Genomic DNA, 16,932 nt, shown 5'->3' on the forward strand with positions numbered 1-16,932 from the left:
GGCACACACGGCGGCGCGAGAAGATCATGGGCCGTTTCAAATCGCCGCGCCAGGCACAGCGATTTCTATCCGTCCACGATCAGATCGCCAACTTGTTCCGACCCAAACGCCACCGCCTATCCGCCAGATCCTATCGCCATGCGAGGTCCGATGCGCTCGGCCTCTGGGCAGGCTATGCCGCAGAACTGACCGCCTGATTACAGGAAGCCACCCATAGGTATGGTCGCGCGTCAACAACCTGACAAAGCCGGATCGCGGAATTCAACGTTGAACAGCGGGGCACCGAACTCCGCGAACTCAACTATGTGGATCTCGACGGCAGGCGTGTGAAGCGTACCGCTGGACAGATCTATGCAGACCGCGACATTCGCGCGACCTATAACCTCTACACTGCCAATGCCTGGCGCTACCTCTATTTCTCCCTGCTGCCAGCCGCCGCAGCGTTCGCTTTCACCTTCGCGGTCTTCGCCATGGTTGGCCGGTCGCTGAAAGAGGAAGAACATATCCGGGGTGCGCGCCTGGTCACAGCCAAGGAACTGAAAGCCTGGTCAAAGCAGAAGTGGCGTGAATACGAGAAGCGCTTTGGTAAGGACACCAAGAAAGGCCCCCGCTACACGCTGGCCGGGATCGAGTTTCCGCCCAATGCCGTAGAGGCGCAGATCGGCATCACCGGCACCGTCGGCACCGGTAAGTCGAACCTCATGCATGAGCTGCTGAACACCATCCGGGCCGCTGACGGCAGGGCAATCATCTATGACAAGATGGGTGGCTTGCTGCGCGACCACTACGACCCGGAAAAAGACATCATCCTCAACCCCTTCGATGAACGCTCCGTGGGCTGGTCGCCTTTCAATGAGGTGGCTTCACTGGAAGGCTTCGCGCAGATCGCGGAGGTGATGATCCCGGATCAGCAAGGCTCCATGGACAGTTTTTGGACCCAATCCGCCCGGCTGGTCTTCCAGTACACCGCCCGCGAGCTCGCAAAGGCCGGAAAGACCACCAACGCAGATCTGCGCAAGGCTATCATGAACATCCCTTCCGAGGAGCTGGGCAAGCTGGTGGCCTCGACACCGGGTGCTCATTTCTTCGGGGAGCATGTTGCGAAAACCTCCGGCTCGATCCGCGCCAACATGATCACTGAGCTGCGGTTTTTGGAATACCTGCGCGATGATGCCGAACCTTTCTCGATCCGCGATTGGGTTGTGAATGACCGGCCCGGCTTCGTGTTCCTGACCGGGGACGCGGAAAAGTCGGCCGCGACGCGCAACATCATCTCGACTGTCTTTGAGGTGGCGGCCAACGCGCTTATGACAACCGAGGAAAGCCGCGACCCCAAGGTCTGGTTCTTCCTGGATGAGGTGCCGACCCTCAACAAGATGCCCTTCCTTCCCAAGAGCCTTGCGGAGATCCGGCAGTTCGGCGGCGCCTTTGTCGTCGCCTATCAGGTGTTTTCCCAGCTGGAAGACATCTACGGCGACAAGGCGGCAGAGACGATTTCCGGCGTTCTGAACAACCGGGTTGTGTTCAACACTCCGGATTACAACACCGCGCAGCGCTCCTCCCGCTCTCTTGGTGAGGAGGATGTGATCGAGCAGCAGGAAAACATCACCCTCGGCGCGCATGACACCCGCGACGGCGTGGGCATTGTCGGCCGCCGTACTCAGCGCGCCATCGTCACCCCGGCGGAAATCCAGTCATTGCCGCAGTTCGTGGCCTACTTTCGCCCGGCCTATGACGCCCCGACCGCCAGGGTGCGTTTTGAACCTGTGCCGACCACGGCCACTGCGGAGAAGTTCGTCCCATACAAGGGTAATGGCTTCGATGCGGGCGGAATGCAGGTTGCCGCCTTGAATGTGGAAATCGAGGAGGGCGAGACTGCTGAAGAGGGGTTCGCGGCCCTGAAACCCGAAGAACAGAAAGCTGAGTTTTTTCGGTTCTTGGACCGCGTGCGCCCCGAAGGCGCGGTGGGAATTGAGGAACCCGCCAAGATCTCGGAACGGGACTGGTACTGGCAGCATTTCGCCACAGCCCGGGTACGCGGCCACGATGTGAAAGAGATTGCTCCGCCAGACCCTTATGCAGGCTTCGCAGGCAACGGCACTGCCAAGGCCCGCGAAACTGCCGCGCTCCCCTACCCCGGCACCACGCCGGCACAGGCTGACCAGGAGACTGCAGCCGCCGCGCCAGCGAAAGAGCCTGCGCCAGAGGATCCGGCTCAAGTAGCAGAAAAACCTGCGGACGGAGACGCGGCGGCCGAAATGGTCAGCCCTGCCCTGCCCCTCTCTGTTCGTGCCCATCCCGCCGTCGGCCGCGCCCAGCCGGACAGGAAAACACCCAACCGGCCGGAACACCCGCAGGAGCCTCCAGCCAAAAAATCCGCCGCCAGCGCACTGCTGGCGATGGAAACCACCATCCGGGGAGTGAAGTGACATGATGTCGATCTCAAACGTCTCGGCCGGGGCGGCTGCCAGCGGCTATTACAAGGAAGAAGGCTATTACAAAGCGGGTACAGAGGAGGGCGAACGGGCGGCCACCTGGTTCGGCAAGGCCGCGGACGAAAACGGCCTGAGCGGCTTTGTCGATGACAGGCACTTTGCACAGCTGCTCGATGGTGAAGCACCGGACGGCAAGCTGATGGGCCGCTATGTGGACGGCGAACGCCAGCACCGCCCCGGTCTTGACCTTACGTTTTCCGCGTCCAAATCGGCTTCAGTGGCCGCCCTGGTGATTGGCGACAAACGCATAATTGAAGCCCATGACGCCGCAGTGCGCGCGGCTATGACAGTGGTGGAAGAGCGGTTTATTAAAACGCGCTTCCAGCAAGACGGGGAAATCGTCACGAAAAACGGGGAAGGAATTATTGCCGGAATTTACCGACACGACACCTCCCGCGCGCTTGATCCGAATTTGCACAGCCACGCCGTCATTGCCAATATGGTGAAAAACGAAAATGGAGGCTATTCGGCAATTCGAAATGAAGCCATATACAAAAACCAAAAACTAATTACGGAAATCTACCGTTCCGACTTTGAGAACCGGATGTCCGACCAAGGCATTGCCACGGAACGCGGGAGATTTGGAGAGGTGAATATCTCCGGAATTTCTCAGGAAGTGACCGAAGCCTTTTCCAAGCGGCGGCAGGAAATTCTCAATGCCCTCGACAATAAGGGAATGGATGTATCGCCGGAAACAGCGAGCAAAGCGGCATTAGCTACCCGTGCGGCCAAGCACAAAAATCTGGACCGGGACGCGCTGCGGGAAACCTGGCGCGCAGACGCACTCGCAGCTGGTCTTGGCCGGGATCAGCTGGACCTTGGCCGGGTGGGTCACGCAGCCCCGCAGCCCGTTGTACCGCTCGATCAGCAGCGCCCGATCGCCCCCCTTGCGGAAACCGGCCAGCCGTCCGGGATGTTCGAAAAGGCAAAGGCCATGCTGTCCAGTGCCGCAGCCGTGGCACGCGTGGAGACTGACCCCAGGCTGGCCGTAAACCGCGCCGTTGAGCACATCAGCGAACGGGAATCCGCCTACAGCAGGGCAGATCTGACGGTGGCGGCAATGCACTTCGCTTACCGTTCAGACTTCAAGGCGGTGGACGCAGAGATCAACCGGCAGATCAAAGCTGGCCGGCTCTTCGAAAGCGGCGAGGATGGACAGATCCTCACAGACAAGGCGTCTGTGGAACTAGAACGCTCCATCCTGGCTTCCTGGCGGAAGGCCGAAAAGGCCGGTGGACTGGAATTGAATGGATACCGCGGACGCAGCGGTGAAAGCACCCTGCTTACGAAACTTGCCGCAGTGACCAGCCTGACCGATGGTCAGCGCGCCGCCATCGAAAACACCCTAACCGGCTCAGGACGGTATGTCGGGATCCAGGGCTACGCCGGTTCAGGCAAAACCTTCATGATGGAGCGGATGGCTCATTACGCCGGTCAAAGCGGTTACGAGGTCAAGGGCTTTGCTCCAAGCCACCAGGCTGTTCAGGAACTTGCCAGTGTCCTCGGCAGTGCGGAAACCCTCGCCAAGGTCACTACCGCTGAGCGGCATCATCCGCAGGACGTGGACAACAGCAGGACCATCCTTGTGGTCGATGAAGCCTCAATGGTGTCCGCCCAGGACATGCGCAGCTTCATGGATTACGCGGAGCGTACCGGCGCACCGCGCGTCGTCTTCGTGGGCGACACGCAGCAGCTCGATGCGGTTGCCGCCGGTCAGCCATTCGCCCAAATGCAGAAAGCCGGGATGCGAACAGCGGTCATGGATGAGATCCGCCGCCAGCGGGACGATGATCTAAAAGCTGCGGTTTATCACTCCATCCGGGGCGAAATCACGGCAGCCTTCAACCGAATGGAAGACAACGTTCTGAAGGTCGATGACCCCCGGCAAGAGGCCGCAGATAGGTTCCTTGCTCTCACCCCGGCCGAGCGGCAGGGAACCCGGATCCTCGCCCTCACCAACGCTGCTCGCGCAGAGATCAACGAGGCTGTGCGCGACGGCCTCCGGCAGGAAGGCCGCATCGCCGCCCATGAGGTCAAGGTGAACGGTCTGCTGAACCGCCAGCTCACCGAGGCCATGCTTGCCGACGCCCGCAGCTACGCCCCTGGCGATGTCGTTATGTCAGTGGCGACAAGCAAAGAATACGGCCTCAAGAAGAACGGTCTCTATGTGGTTCGGGAAGCTGATCACAGGGGCAATCAGCTGACCGTTGAGCATGAGGAAACCGGTGTCCGGACCACCCTGCCCCTGGCTGTGAAGTTCAATCAACGGGAGCTTGGAAGGGCGCTGGTAGCCTATGAGCGCGAGGCCAGAGGCATGGCTGAAGGCGACCAGGTGCGGTTTCGGATCACAGACCCGGAAAGCGGCATCAAGAACGGTTTGCGGGCTGAAATCAAATCAACAAAGGGGGGAGTAATTGAGGCCGAAACCCAGGAGGGATCGCGCATCACCATTCCCGCTGACAGCCTCGCCGCCCGCGGCCTGGAACACGACTACGCAGCCACCGCTCATGCCGTTCAGGGCGAGTCCGTTGACAGGGTGATTGTAGCGATGCGCTCCACAGAACGGCTGGCGACCCAGAAGAGTTTTTACGTCGAAATCAGCCGGGCACGGGATGAGGCAATGCTGCTGACTGAAGATCCGGACCGGCTGTCCAAGACCATCGAGAACGAAACCGGGATCCGCCAGACCGCCCTCGATGCCTGGCTGGACGGCCGCCTCGCTGGCGCCCGCGCCCGCCAGCCGGAAGAGGAACCCACCCGCGAGGAACCACAGGAGAAGCCTGAGGCGGTGAAGGAAAAAGAGGCCAAGGAGAAGGAGCCGGACACCCCTGCCCTGCCCGGCCTCTTCGATGAGAAACTTAAAGAAGTTGAAAAGCAGGCTGAAATCGTCCTGCAGCGGGACAAGGACATTGAACGATGAGCGAGACACCTCAGAACGTCCGTATCGTGCTCGGCCCTGTGGCCCGGCAACTGATCGACGGCGCAGGAGAGAACCGCCCCAAGGCATTGGATGATGCGATTACTGCCCTTCTGGAAGGGCAGAAAAGCGGGCAGGCAGAAGCCCCTGACCAGGCCCCGCTGGACACCCGTTTGGCGTCCCTGGAGGCTGCGATGGAACGCCAGGCCGAAGCGCTCCGGAACCTCTCCTATACCGCGACACTGGAGCTGAAAATGACCCGCATCCTGATTGCCTCCCTGATGAGTGAGGGCAATGAGAATCAGCAGACACTCCTAGCTTTGGCCTCCCAGGCCACCGAAGAGGTCCAATCAAAACTGCAGTTGCTTGGAGAGTCCGAGATCGAGAAACTGCGGGAGAACGAGGCATCAGTTCAAACGGCGATCCTGCGCGACCTGGAGCGTGGCGGGATGGAAGGCGAACCGGTCGCTGAGGCGGAGATCGAGCGATGATGAATTTCCTGAAGCGGGCCGAAACCGGCCAGTACCGCGCTGCCATGCCGTGCCATTCGCATGGCATGGCATGGCACAGCCCTGCCACAACCCCTGCCACGGGCAGTTTTTGGGCCTTCAGAACCCCTAAAAATATGGGCCAAAAAGGTTCTAGCAGCGCCGCTTTGCCAAGATGCCAATTTTGGCAATTAAATCAGCGTCTTGCGAAGATTTGCAGCTTGCTGCGTGAGGTGTGGACCTTCTATGAGGACCGAAGGGCCGAATTGGGCGTTGCTGGCCCGAACCATCAGGGAGGGCTGAGCCATAAGCCCGCCAACGAGGCGGCGCAAAGCGCCTCGATTTCCCCCTGCGGTCAGAGGCCACGGATTGCCCTTTCGGCCCTCCTGATGGCGCTCCTGGCTCCTGCGGCTGTCTCTGCCGGAGACTGGTCCAGCTCCGGCAGCTTCGACCTGAAAGAGACCACTGAAATCCGCGAAAGTCTGGCCTCGGCTCCGGCTTCCTCCCAGGGCGGCTGGAACTTCGCCACGAGGGAAAGTGAGTGGGTTGCCCTCGATGCTTTTGAACGCTCGCGGCCGGGAAAGCAGCCCCCTGCCCCGGCCACCTTCCGCCTTCCCTCCGGCTCCAATGTCGAGCAGCTGTTTGCCCTCATTGCATTTGCTGAAGCTCCCGGCGGCCGCTATGACGCGATCCATCACGGCGCCAAGGTGAAGCCCGGCAAGAAACCCTCGCAGATGACGCTTGCGGAAATCTACGCCTGGATCGACCGCACGCCGGGCCAGCCCCATGCCATCGGAAATTTCCAGATCATACCTTCGACTTTGCTTAACTTGCAGAAACGTCTGGGCCTGCCTGACGGAGCCCGGTTCAGTCGGGACACACAGAACCGTATGGCCGCGCTTCTGATTTCGGACGCCGGGTATCAGAAGTTCGCGGCTGGCCGGATGTCACGTTCCAAATTCATGGACAACCTGGCGCGCATTTGGGCTGGTCTTCCGCTGGTGTCCGGCAAGTCCGCCTATCATGGGTATGCTGGAAACCGCGCAACCATCACGCGGGCCTTCTATAGCGAGCAGATGGAAAGGATCTTTGGCACGGGAAAAGCCCGGACAGCGACTGCATCCCAGGCACCACGAACGCGGGCACTCTTCGCGGGATGGACAGGTCTGGGACAATGACCGGCCGCTCTATGAAACTGCGGAAAGCTACGGTCTCTTGCAGGCAGGCTCCTGGGCTCAGAAAATCAACCTTAAGGGGATTTAGTCAGCGAAGAGTGAGAGCACCTGCCCGGTCAAAAGAAACCCAGTCTGACCGGCTGCACAACATCTTCAAATGCGACATCCGGGCAGCCGATTATGCCCTGAAATCTGCCGCGCTGCTTGTGGCATCAGGCGCCCTTTCAACAGGGTCGTACAGCGTCTTGAAGTCGGCAGACAATATATTGGAGGTCTTGAATCCGCTCGCTGGGTTTGCGGGCAGCCTCGCTCTGCTGGTGGTCGCTTTTCAGCTCATGTGCGCGTTTGCACTTTCCTTCGACAGAACCGGAAAGCTACGCGGTTCTACCATTATTGTCCGGGCGGCGGTCGTTGTTTTCATCGCCGCTGTTATCGGCCAGTTGGCCCCGCTCTTCGTGACGATCTGGACGGCCGGACTATGATCCGGTCAACCCCGCTTCCACACCAGGTATTCATCCAGCGTTCGGTAAAATTCACCGGACCTGATCCCGAGCAGAAAGAGAAAGTACACGGCAGCAAAAAGCCCTGACCAGACGCCGAAGATCGAGGCCCAGGATACGGTTAGAAAAAAGAGTGCGCAGTGTGTAGTCAGATACCCCTCCAACGCCCGGGTTGCCCTGGCGACGTGCCGAGGCGCTTCTGACTATAACACGTTTCGGGTTAACAAGAGCCGCACGGAACAATGGGCCAAAATCGGCAAGTGAGTAACACTGGGCTTTCAATAGATACCTGACGGTTTAGAGCTTCACCGCAGCGATTAGAAAATCATGGGTAGGGAGCCGAGATACTGTCCTGCTGTGGTCAGCATGTCCGCTATGGCACCTGTCAGCACCTTAAGGTAGCTGAGGAATGCTGGACCATGGTCGCCAGCTCCGACGATGATCTTTTCACCAAGTTTGTCACCGATTTTTCCCAAGGCGCTTCCGAGGACTTTGTCCCCCACATAGATTGCGACCGCTCCTGCCCCCAGTTCCTTTTTGCTAGGGATGATTGCCTTCAGGAGTTCGTTACGTTCCTTGATGGCTTCTGTGTTCGCCTCCAACGCCGCCGTCTGCGCTTGTAGAGCAGCGGTGTTCGCGGCGGATTCTTCCCGGTCCTTTAAAAAGAGGAACGCGTCCAGTTCAGCACGTTTTTCTAGCGTGCCTTCCAGAGCGTTAACATTGTCAGACAGCCGCCGGGTGAAACCACTTAGATTGGTGAAAAAGTCCCGATCAAACCCAAGGTCCTCTAACGGTGAAGGCGGGCCATTGTGCCCAATACCTGCAAGTCCACCCTGATCCAGCGGCAAGAATTGCTGTTCGATCTCAACAAGCGGTTCCAGCAAGTCGAGAACCTTGGCCGCTTCCCCCTGCAGCTTTCCTGCCAACCGGCCGCTGTCACCGTCGAAAGCTCCTTCCGACCCCTCCGGCAATTCATGGTCAAGCTCCTGACCTGGTTTCGGAGACCAATCTAAGATCTGGCCCGAACCCGCTTCGATCTCTTTGGCAACTCGCTCCAGGAACCAGTCGGGGTATTCGTTCCCAAAGTTGTCGCTAAGCGCCTCAATCGCCGAAACAGGGCCACCATAGATCCATTGATATCCGCCAGAGGCAGTTTCATACGGCAGCAAATTTGCTGGATCGTCGTAGTGCTTGAGAAACCATTCTTTGATGTCCTCAGAGGCCCCTTCTAAGTCGTCCGGGTCTATTTCCTCATCGTGTTCAAAGCTGATGTAAAAATCATCCAGGAGTTTATGTTGACCCACATCATGGGTTACGTTGTTCTCCATACCCGCCGGGTATTCGGAAAGCGTCCATTCCAAATCTCCAAGTTCAGGATGTAATACATGGGCGCGGTAAAGTGTTTCTTGCCCCATCCCCCTTTCACCGCCACCACCAAAAACCTCCCATTCGAGTTCGTCTGCCTCGATCTCATATTCCTGCTCGGTTATGGCATGGCTAATTCTTGCCTTACCTTTAGTTTCAATACGCATGACAACTCCGAAAATCAGGGCTTACTAGATCAAATTTCCAGTTCGGAAATATCGCGCCCTTTCGCCAGCGCTTCGGTAATCCATCGTGGTTTACGCCCCCTGCCCGTCCAAGTTTCCTCCGGGTTTTCTGGGTTTCTGTATTTTGGAGGCGCTTTCTTCATTCGCCTTTCGCTTGGTCTCTGATTTGGGTAAGGGAAAACTTGTTCGAGTGAAAACCCGTATTCTTCTACGGCCTTTTCTGCCGCCTTCTCAGCATCCCAGAGATCCCGGCGTAGCCGTGCGTCAAGAGCTTGTTTCAAGTCTGCTTGCAACTGCTTCAGCTCGGCCGACGACATTGCTTTCAAGTCCATAGGTTCCCCCTGGTTCATTTAATCGACTGCAGGGCGAATAACGCACCCCAGGAGAGCAGGCGAGTTCTTTTTGACCTGGCGGCTTCTCAGTGGCACCAGTTCAACCGGCGCCCTCCCCTGTATGGGCGCGCTAAGCCCTCTGAAATCAGAATACTGCCCAGGTCGCGCCCATGCAGAAAAATGCGGGCAAGCCCCCTCCCCCATTTATCCCGGCCAGGAAGCACAATAAAATCGACCGTTCCGGCTTCCGTCACCAGTTGGCGAGCACGGCGGGTCGCTTCATCGCCAAGGGCTTTTTCATACCGGCACCGCGGCTTGTATGTTTCTGGGGTGTCATAACCCACTAGCCGGAACCTATCGTTTCCAACGTCGGCCGTGTCACCGTCGATTAGAAAAATGTCCCGACTACTTAAAGGAGCCGCCTGAGCCACAGCGACCGAGACAAAAAAGAGAATAGCGGCAGAGAACTTCATGCCGGGGCCTCGAAAATGTAAGGTGCGGCGTCTCTGGCCTGGTCGAGGACGACCCAAATATCTTGAAACATTCTGAAACCTATATGCCAATGCGTGGTGCCCGGTCAGCGAGCTTTTGAAATCACCCCGTCTGTCCGGATCGCCGCGAAGTCTGAGGCTGTTCGCCTGGACATCTCCACCCCGTCTCCTGACATGATCGCTTCGACATGATCCGTCACTTTGATCACGGAACCGTCGGCCTCGATGGCTGTTAGATCTCCATCCCGTGTGTGCGAAACAGACCCATCGGCTGCAATGCGGATCCACGCGCCGTTGACCTGGACAGCAACCTCGTAATCATCGACCTTGATCCCCTGCCATCCTTGAGCTGGATCCCGGCGTAGGACTATTTGATCCGGGCGCAGTTTGATTTGCACGTCACCGTTTTCAGTTTGATCAGACGCTTTGACCACCACGAACGCCTCTTGCTCGGCCGGATCCCGGTGAATCGAGGCGTTGCCATTTCTGGGCGGCCACAGTTTGGCGGCCTCCCGCTGGTTTCCAGACTGGTCCCTGTGAAACCCGATGTACATCTGCGCCGAACGCCAGGTCCGGCTCAAGCCTTCAGACAACATGTTCATGACTGCCAATCCTCATATCGCAGGCCCGGGACTCTTCGAAACTCTTTGACGTTGTGGGTGATCAGTACCAGAGACCGGGAAACGGCCTGCCCCGCAATCAGCACATCATAGGGGCCGATCGGGTTGCCCTGCCGTTTCAGCTCTGCCCGGATCTCGCCTGCAGCCCTGCCGTCGCTTTCTGAGAAATCCAGAACTTCAAACCGCAGCGCCTCAATGCGTGCAAGGTTGGCCTCAACCTTCTGGCTCTTATAAGCGCCGAAATACAGCTCGTGCATCACAACAGACGGGACGCCAAAGTCCCTGGGTGCGAATTCGGAAAGCCGCTCGATGACATTGCTGTTTCCAGCGATGATGGCGATGACAGCATTGGTGTCCAGCAGGAACTTCATTCGAAAACGTCCAGTCCTGGCCGGTCTTGCTGCGGAACTTCTTCAGTTGCTGCATCCACAGCATCTTGATCCAAAGGCCCGAGTTCGTGCAGCTCCTTCAGCCACCCCCAGCCCTCTTCGATTGGCTCCAGGATGACCTTGCCCCCTTCAGCCCGAATACGGACTTCATCAGTGCTGAAGCGAAATTCCTTGGGAAGCCGCACCGCCTGGGAACGACCTGTCATGAAAACCTTTGCTCTCGATGGTTCAGTGGTATTTGGCATTGCGCGGCCTCCGTGGTACATATCAATAATATATACCAGTGACATGAAAACTCAAGAGCTAGCACTCCAAATTGAGTGAGAATACCGATATTTTTCAGCAAACTGGCCGCCTGGAAACTAAAGGAATTTCGCTCCCCTAATCAGGGGCTTGGGTACGTCGGATAGAGGAAAAGGTACCGTCGCCCTCCAGTGCACAAGGCACTATCAAACAGCAAACCGCCCATTGCTCCCGCCTCTCCAGTTCACCTACACTACAGGAGCTGGTGGTGTTCTTATTTTCAAGAAAGGTGTGCTGGATTGAAGGGCACAGACTTTGACAAGCTTGCAAGTTCAAAGGCGGTAAATCGGGCTTCTGTACGAGTTACCTCACGCGGGGAGCACTGGGAGCCCAGCCGGGAAATCACAGGCATCTGGTCCAAAGACCAACTTCAATATGTCGAGGCATCAGATTTCCTTCTGCGACAACTCTACCAGCGCCATAGAGGAAACGGATTTGATCCATGCAAATTAACGGTACTGGGTGTCGAGCCAGCAAAACAGGGTGATAAACTCCAGTGGATTTGCCGGTGCGCGTGCGGGAACCATTGCAGTTACACAGTTGCTCAACTTCGCGGTTTCAAGAAGCCCACCCGTGGTCCGGCAGTGGAAGTCAAGAAATACACCGAGTGCCCAGTCTGCACATATTTTTCTGAGCGAAAAGCCATTGGCCCTATGGGCAGAGGCCCTAAGTCGCCCGGAGTAACATACCTTGATGACGATGCTATCGAAAAACTCCTGGACAAGTCAGAGACTGACGTGGGGATGGTTAGATTCAAGGGACGCAGGTTAGGACGCCTAGTGGTCCTTGGCCCAGCCAAGCATCACCCTAATCTGCTGAAGAAGCCAAACGGTAAGTCAATAGCCCGATGTGACTGTGGCTCAGCTTTCATCGCATCGCGCAAAGGTCTGGCTGCTGGAAACATTCTGGAATGTGATGATTGCCGTGAGGCAAAGAGGGCAGCGTACCGCGAGTCCGGAGATTGTGAACACCTCGCCGCAGTGGAACATGCCGAGGCTAAACTCAGGTTGGAATTCTTGAAAGATGAACAAGCTCACCTCCAAGCCGAATTGAGCCGTTTAACCAGGTTGATGGGTCGCGCCACCACCGAAGACCGAGTAGCACTAAAGCGTTTCTTAGATTGGGACGCCCAGAACAAAGCCCTACTGTTCGAAGCGGAAATAATGACCGCCCAAACAGGTACCAAATAGTTGTAGCGGATTGCACTTATCCAGAGTTCGGCTTGCAATCATCGTGAATTTTCGCTCGAATTGTTTGCGTCTATCCGGGGGCTCAAACTCACATTAATTGCGAATGAGATCAGATTATTTGCAACGCGATTGCAATCATCCGCCTCGGATCACATTAGGTGCGAACGGGTCAGTGCAGCATGGAACGCCGCCCGCAACACTGCTTGAACTTCTTACCCGACCCGCAAGGACAGGGTTCGTTTCGGCNTGTAGCGGATTGCACTTATCCAGAGTTCGGCTTGCAATCATCGTGAATTTTCGCTCGAATTGTTTGCGTCTATCCGGGGGCTCAAACTCACATTAATTGCGAATGAGATCAGATTATTTGCAACGCGATTGCAATCATCCGCCTCGGATCACATTAGGTGCGAACGGGTCAGTGCAGCATGGAACGCCGCCCGCAACACTGCTTGAACTTCTTACCCGACCCGCAAGGACAGGGTTCGTTTCGGCCTATCTTCCCACCTTGGTGCGTGAATGTCCCCGCAGGCGGCGTGTAGAGATTGCGTTGCTTCAGAAAATACCTGTGCATTCGCATGACGCCTGCGGCAGCTCCGATAATCAGCTCCTCGCGTTGCTCATCCGATATCGGTTTGTCATAGGGACGCATCTCCGGGTCTTCATGATGCTCGTAGGCCAGCGCCCAGATCGGCACCATGGCACCACCTTCGTTTTCGTCATCCATGATTTCTGGCCAGATATTTGGCCGAAGGTTGGTGCCCAGGATAAACCCTTGGGCCCAGTGATTGGCCCGAACCTTCCCCTGCTCGTCCTCAAATACGAGGGGCAAGTAAACTTCCTTGGAATCGAGCTGCTGGTTCACATGGTTCCAGTGCCGGTTGACCAATTCGATGAACTGTTCAGCTTCTTCCATGCTTTCGAAGTCCAGATCGCCATCGTCAGTCTCACCGGTCTGAAGAATGGGCATGTACTCACTTGGCATGACCAGATCAGGGCAGCAGGCCAGTGCAGCAAAGAACCCATCGAGCGCCTCGATATTCGGGATTGCACCACCTTTCACCCGGCCAAGGAAATCATCCAGTAGCTGCTCTTCGTGATCAGACAGTTCAGCTTTCAGGTTCATATCGGCAGCCCTGCCTTGCGCATAAGGGTGGAAAGTTCGTCGGTTCTATCCGTGTCCAGTTGGCCTTTCAGGAAACGCCGGATTTCCGGGAGCCGGGTGTCGGTGAGATCGGCCAGCGCCTTGGGGCTGTAGCCGATCCGGGACAGCCGCGCATCGAGATCATCGAACCCAACCGAGATGGTTTCCTCAACGATGTCGCGCGTGACCTGATCTGCACCCATACGGTAAGCATCGGTGAACGCACGGTTCAAATGCTCGGCAAACTGCAGCGGCGTGGACAGACGCTCTGCCAGATATTCTTGTGCGGCATCTTCAAAGACATCTGATGGGTCAACACCATCCGAAAGGCACTGCCCCAGAAGCCAGGACACAAATTCCCGGCGTTCATCCCCAATACTGCTGAACTCAAACTTTGTCGTCCGGTGACCGATTTCTTCCATCGTGGCGCGCCGCAGGTCGTTCTGGAGACGGGGATGGCCGACAAGGACAACCGACAGCGAGCCGCCACCGGCACTGATGACCTCTCGAAGCCGCTTCAGTCCGTTCAGCGTGTGCCCATGCAGATCATGAGCTTCGTCGATGAAGAGAGCGATTGGTTTCTTGGCCTTTCGCACGGCTTCCTGAAGCAACCTTTCCCGGCGTTCTGGTTGAGTGGGAACTTTCATGTCCGGATCACCGGTGATGTCTAGAAAGAGCGCGGTGATCAGGGCGGGCAGAACGACGCGCGGCTTATCCACCGACAGGCTGCGCGCCACGATGATCTTCTTATCGGAGGTGATCTGATCCTGAAGGCGGTTGATCATCACGGTTTTGCCGACACCTACAGGACCGGAAATGGCGATCAAATCCCCAGCCATGATGGCGGCCATCACATCCTCGCGGAACTGGGCCAGCCGCTCAGTCTCAAAGTATCCAGCTTGGCTCCACACGCGCTCGATGTGGAAATGCTGCATGACCTGCCTGTTCAACACCTTCTCGTCCCTCTTCCTTATTTCCCGCGCCGGAAGCGCTCTTTGACGGCCGTTTCAATTTCGGCCTTGTTCAACGTCTGACCAACCAGTTCGCCGACGAATGCACGGTCATCCGATGAAAGCTCAGCCAACGGCCGGTCCAGAAGGTAGGAGATGCCCCGCCGTGCGCTAAGCTCGTTTTCATAGGCAATCTGCCCCCACGGGTCTGGATCAGTGAATTTGACCTTGGGCAGTGGCACCACCTCGGCCGGGGCGACATCAAAATCCGAGCCGCCAAGCGCCGCGCGGGGCAGGCTGATTTGTTCCGCCAGTTTGGCGACCGCCTCAGCACGCTTTTCTCGGGGCGATGACTTACGCTTGCGATACCGATGCAGAGGAATTGGCCCACCCTCGGGTCGATAAGGACCATAGCGTTTGTCATTCCATTCCGCGAACAACTCGTGATCGAACAGCCCCCACCAGAGCAAAACCTCTTCACCAGCCAGATCGCCATCGACCTCATAGAAGGCGCCATCAATAGACACCCGTGCGTCAGCTCCGACCTTGCGACGTTCCGGTTCGCGGGCAAAGGCACAGAAGCGTTCCCAGGAACACATCTCACGGATGCCGGTCTCAGGGAGATTGGCAATCCAGTCCTCAATCCGGCTGTGCGGTTCCCGCCGGTGGGGCTTGTCATTGTATTTGCCGATGAAGTTTCTCAGCCAGAGATTAGCCTCCGCTTCGGTTTCCGGTTTGTGGAAGTGATACAGTGTCTCATGAGCTTCCTTAACTGTTCGAAAGGGTCGCTCCACCTTGCCCTTTGATCGGGCAGTGACGCGGGCACCGTCAGATCCGGCGGGCATATGGGTTTTCCAGTCTACGCCCAGACGTTCCATCACAGTCTGAAACACCAGGCTTTTCGCGACGGGGCCATTGTCGAGATAGATCATCTCGGGAATGCCCTGAAACTCCGTATCTTCCTTCGGGGCCATGGCATTGAACAGGAAGCGCAAGGCGCTTTCCGCGTCCTCACCATAGACGCAACGGTATTCCTGGTAAGACGTACCCGAACGATCATCCACAACGCTGTAAAGCATCATGGTCGGCTGGCCGCGCTTCGGGTCTACCCAGGCCGGTTGCGGAATGTGCTTCAGATCTGACGGGCTGATATCGAACTGCCAGCAGGCGTTGGAATGGCGAGCCTCAAAACGGACGGCAGGTGCGGCTCGGGTCATGCGAGGTTGATCATAACCCCAAGCGCGTAGCCAACGATTTACAGTAGGCGGTTTCAGCAGCCCTTTCGAGGGCTTCACGCGACCTTCTGGTGTCTCAATGCCGTGGTCTTCGAGAAGCTCGATAGCCCGGTTGGTCGAAAGATGCCGCCCCTTCTTGTTGCTTGTTCGCATTTTCAGTGCAGCGATGATTTCGCAGTAACGCGCCAACTCGTGCTCGGGGATGCCACGCGGCTTGCCACGGTCTGCCCGCCGCAGGCCCTTCGGCTGATGCAACGATTTCAGGGCGCGATAGACGGTGGACGAACTGACACCAAAGAGATCCGCTATCCGGCCAACTTCTTCCCGCCGTGCCGCTGATCGTGGCGGCAATCCCGCCAATCTGGTTCTCAGCGCCAGCAACGTCTCGGCCGGTATGCGGATGCCCCTATTTGCCATCGGAAAACTCATCGACATAGGCATAAAGAGTCGCCCGCGAGATACCCATCAGATTACAGATTTCCGGGATTGTGTGTTCACGGGAATGATAAAGCTGGACTGCATGAGCCCGTTTTTTGCGGTCCAGTATTTTTTTGCGACCACCCTTGCGACCACGGGCCCGTGCCGCAGTCAAACCAGCCTGCGTTCGTTCCCGGATCAGATTGCGCTCGAACTCTGCCAATGCGCCGAACATATGGAAGATGAGCTGACCACCGCTCGACGTGGTGTCGATGGATTCCTGAAGGCTTTTCAGGCCGACACCCATTTCCTTCAGTTCTTCGGCGCGGGCAATCAGATCCTTGAGAGACCGCCCCAACCGATCCAGCCGCCAAACAACCAATGTGTCGCCATCGCGAAGCTGATCCAGAGCTTTGATAAGACCTGGGCGCTCGCTTTTGGCACCGCTTACCTTATCGTCGAAGATCCGCTCGCAGCCTGCGGCACGCAATGCATCATGCTGCAAGGCAAGGCTCTGATCTTCTGTCGATACACGTGCATAGCCAATGAGCATGGAAACCGTCTGAATATTCAATCCGATTGCTCAAATGCATACGGTGATTTCCAGATGCGGTAAACAGACAATATTAAGGTTTGGATTCAATGGTCCCCAGATGGGCTGAACAGCAGTCTGCCAAACGGACGTTTCCCAGACCAGCCGTTCAGACAAAGCGCAGCAGATTCAACCAACGAGCCCAAC

The 16,932-nt window shown here is 57.2% G+C and carries 16 protein-coding genes and 1 pseudogene; 6 read left to right on the forward strand and 11 right to left on the reverse strand.

The features are described 5' to 3' along the window. The 6 genes and pseudogenes from A9D60_RS21795 to A9D60_RS21820 form a co-directional block, all read left to right on the forward strand. Positions 1 to 197: pseudogene (locus A9D60_RS21795) on the forward strand (IS6 family transposase); the annotation flags it as partial. Between the two features lie 129 nt (positions 198 to 326). Then, positions 327 to 2,429, forward strand: a complete 2,103-nt coding sequence (locus tag A9D60_RS21800; protein ID WP_254656767.1) for a type IV secretion system DNA-binding domain-containing protein — start codon at positions 327 to 329, stop codon at positions 2,427 to 2,429. A 1-nt stretch (position 2,430) separates the two neighbouring features. After that, positions 2,431 to 5,415 carry a MobF family relaxase gene (gene mobF / locus A9D60_RS21805; RefSeq protein WP_065269543.1) on the forward strand — a complete coding sequence of 995 codons (2,985 nt, stop codon included), beginning with the start codon at positions 2,431 to 2,433 and terminating at the stop codon, positions 5,413 to 5,415. Then, entirely contained in the window at positions 5,412 to 5,903 is a 492-nt protein-coding gene (locus A9D60_RS21810) for a hypothetical protein (protein WP_065269544.1), read from the forward strand. Before mobF ends, A9D60_RS21810 begins: the two co-directional genes overlap by 4 nt. Further along, positions 5,900 to 7,078, forward strand: a complete 1,179-nt coding sequence (locus A9D60_RS21815; RefSeq protein WP_141118015.1) for a hypothetical protein — start codon at positions 5,900 to 5,902, stop codon at positions 7,076 to 7,078. The genes A9D60_RS21810 and A9D60_RS21815 overlap by 4 nt, the downstream gene beginning before the upstream one ends. A gap of 95 nt (positions 7,079 to 7,173) precedes the next feature. Next, positions 7,174 to 7,557: a hypothetical protein gene (locus A9D60_RS21820; RefSeq protein WP_065269546.1), complete on the forward strand. Its 384-nt coding sequence runs from the start codon at positions 7,174 to 7,176 to the stop codon at positions 7,555 to 7,557. Positions 7,558 to 7,892: 335 nt separating this feature from the next. Here the strand turns inward: A9D60_RS21820 and A9D60_RS21825 are convergent, their stop codons facing one another. The 11 genes from A9D60_RS21825 to A9D60_RS21870 all read right to left on the reverse strand — a co-directional run bounded on the left by A9D60_RS21825 (position 7,893) and on the right by A9D60_RS21870 (position 16,746). Then, positions 7,893 to 9,107, reverse strand: a complete 1,215-nt coding sequence (locus A9D60_RS21825; RefSeq protein ID WP_065269547.1) for a hypothetical protein — start codon at positions 9,105 to 9,107, stop codon at positions 7,893 to 7,895. 29 nt (positions 9,108 to 9,136) lie between these two features. Then, positions 9,137 to 9,457 carry an H-NS histone family protein gene (locus A9D60_RS25735; protein WP_083194313.1) on the reverse strand — a complete coding sequence of 107 codons (321 nt, stop codon included), beginning with the start codon at positions 9,455 to 9,457 and terminating at the stop codon, positions 9,137 to 9,139. Between the two features lie 86 nt (positions 9,458 to 9,543). Beyond that, positions 9,544 to 9,930 (reverse strand): thermonuclease family protein, encoded by a 387-nt coding sequence (locus A9D60_RS27410; protein ID WP_083194311.1) that lies wholly within the window; start codon positions 9,928 to 9,930, stop codon positions 9,544 to 9,546. A 104-nt stretch (positions 9,931 to 10,034) separates the two neighbouring features. After that, the gene (locus A9D60_RS21835; RefSeq protein WP_065269548.1) at positions 10,035 to 10,550 is read right to left on the reverse strand and encodes a hypothetical protein; all 516 of its coding nucleotides are present in this window, start codon (positions 10,548 to 10,550) and stop codon (positions 10,035 to 10,037) included. After that, a complete protein-coding gene (locus tag A9D60_RS21840) occupies positions 10,547 to 10,939 on the reverse strand; it encodes a type II toxin-antitoxin system VapC family toxin (RefSeq protein ID WP_065269549.1) in 393 nt (130 codons plus the stop codon). The genes A9D60_RS21835 and A9D60_RS21840 overlap by 4 nt, the downstream gene beginning before the upstream one ends. After that, a complete protein-coding gene (locus tag A9D60_RS21845) occupies positions 10,936 to 11,202 on the reverse strand; it encodes an antitoxin (protein ID WP_065269550.1) in 267 nt (88 codons plus the stop codon). Before A9D60_RS21845 ends, A9D60_RS21840 begins: the two co-directional genes overlap by 4 nt. A gap of 1,417 nt (positions 11,203 to 12,619) precedes the next feature. Then, positions 12,620 to 12,696, reverse strand: a 77-nt coding sequence (locus tag A9D60_RS27415) for an SEC-C metal-binding domain-containing protein (RefSeq protein ID WP_175392878.1), incomplete at its 5' end; no start/stop codon positions are given. Between the two features lie 169 nt (positions 12,697 to 12,865). Further along, positions 12,866 to 13,573, reverse strand: a complete 708-nt coding sequence (locus A9D60_RS21855; RefSeq protein WP_065269552.1) for a UPF0149 family protein — start codon at positions 13,571 to 13,573, stop codon at positions 12,866 to 12,868. Further along, positions 13,570 to 14,526 (reverse strand): ExeA family protein, encoded by a 957-nt coding sequence (locus tag A9D60_RS21860; RefSeq protein ID WP_065269553.1) that lies wholly within the window; start codon positions 14,524 to 14,526, stop codon positions 13,570 to 13,572. The genes A9D60_RS21855 and A9D60_RS21860 overlap by 4 nt, the downstream gene beginning before the upstream one ends. A 35-nt stretch (positions 14,527 to 14,561) precedes the next feature. Continuing rightward, positions 14,562 to 16,172 (reverse strand): DDE-type integrase/transposase/recombinase, encoded by a 1,611-nt coding sequence (locus A9D60_RS21865; RefSeq protein WP_083194314.1) that lies wholly within the window; start codon positions 16,170 to 16,172, stop codon positions 14,562 to 14,564. Between the two features lie 10 nt (positions 16,173 to 16,182). Next, positions 16,183 to 16,746 carry a recombinase family protein gene (locus tag A9D60_RS21870; RefSeq protein ID WP_065269555.1) on the reverse strand — a complete coding sequence of 188 codons (564 nt, stop codon included), beginning with the start codon at positions 16,744 to 16,746 and terminating at the stop codon, positions 16,183 to 16,185. Positions 16,747 to 16,932: the final 186 nt, after the last annotated feature.

Source organism: Leisingera sp. JC1, from assembly GCF_001679925.1.
In the GTDB taxonomy this organism is placed as follows: domain Bacteria; phylum Pseudomonadota; class Alphaproteobacteria; order Rhodobacterales; family Rhodobacteraceae; genus Leisingera.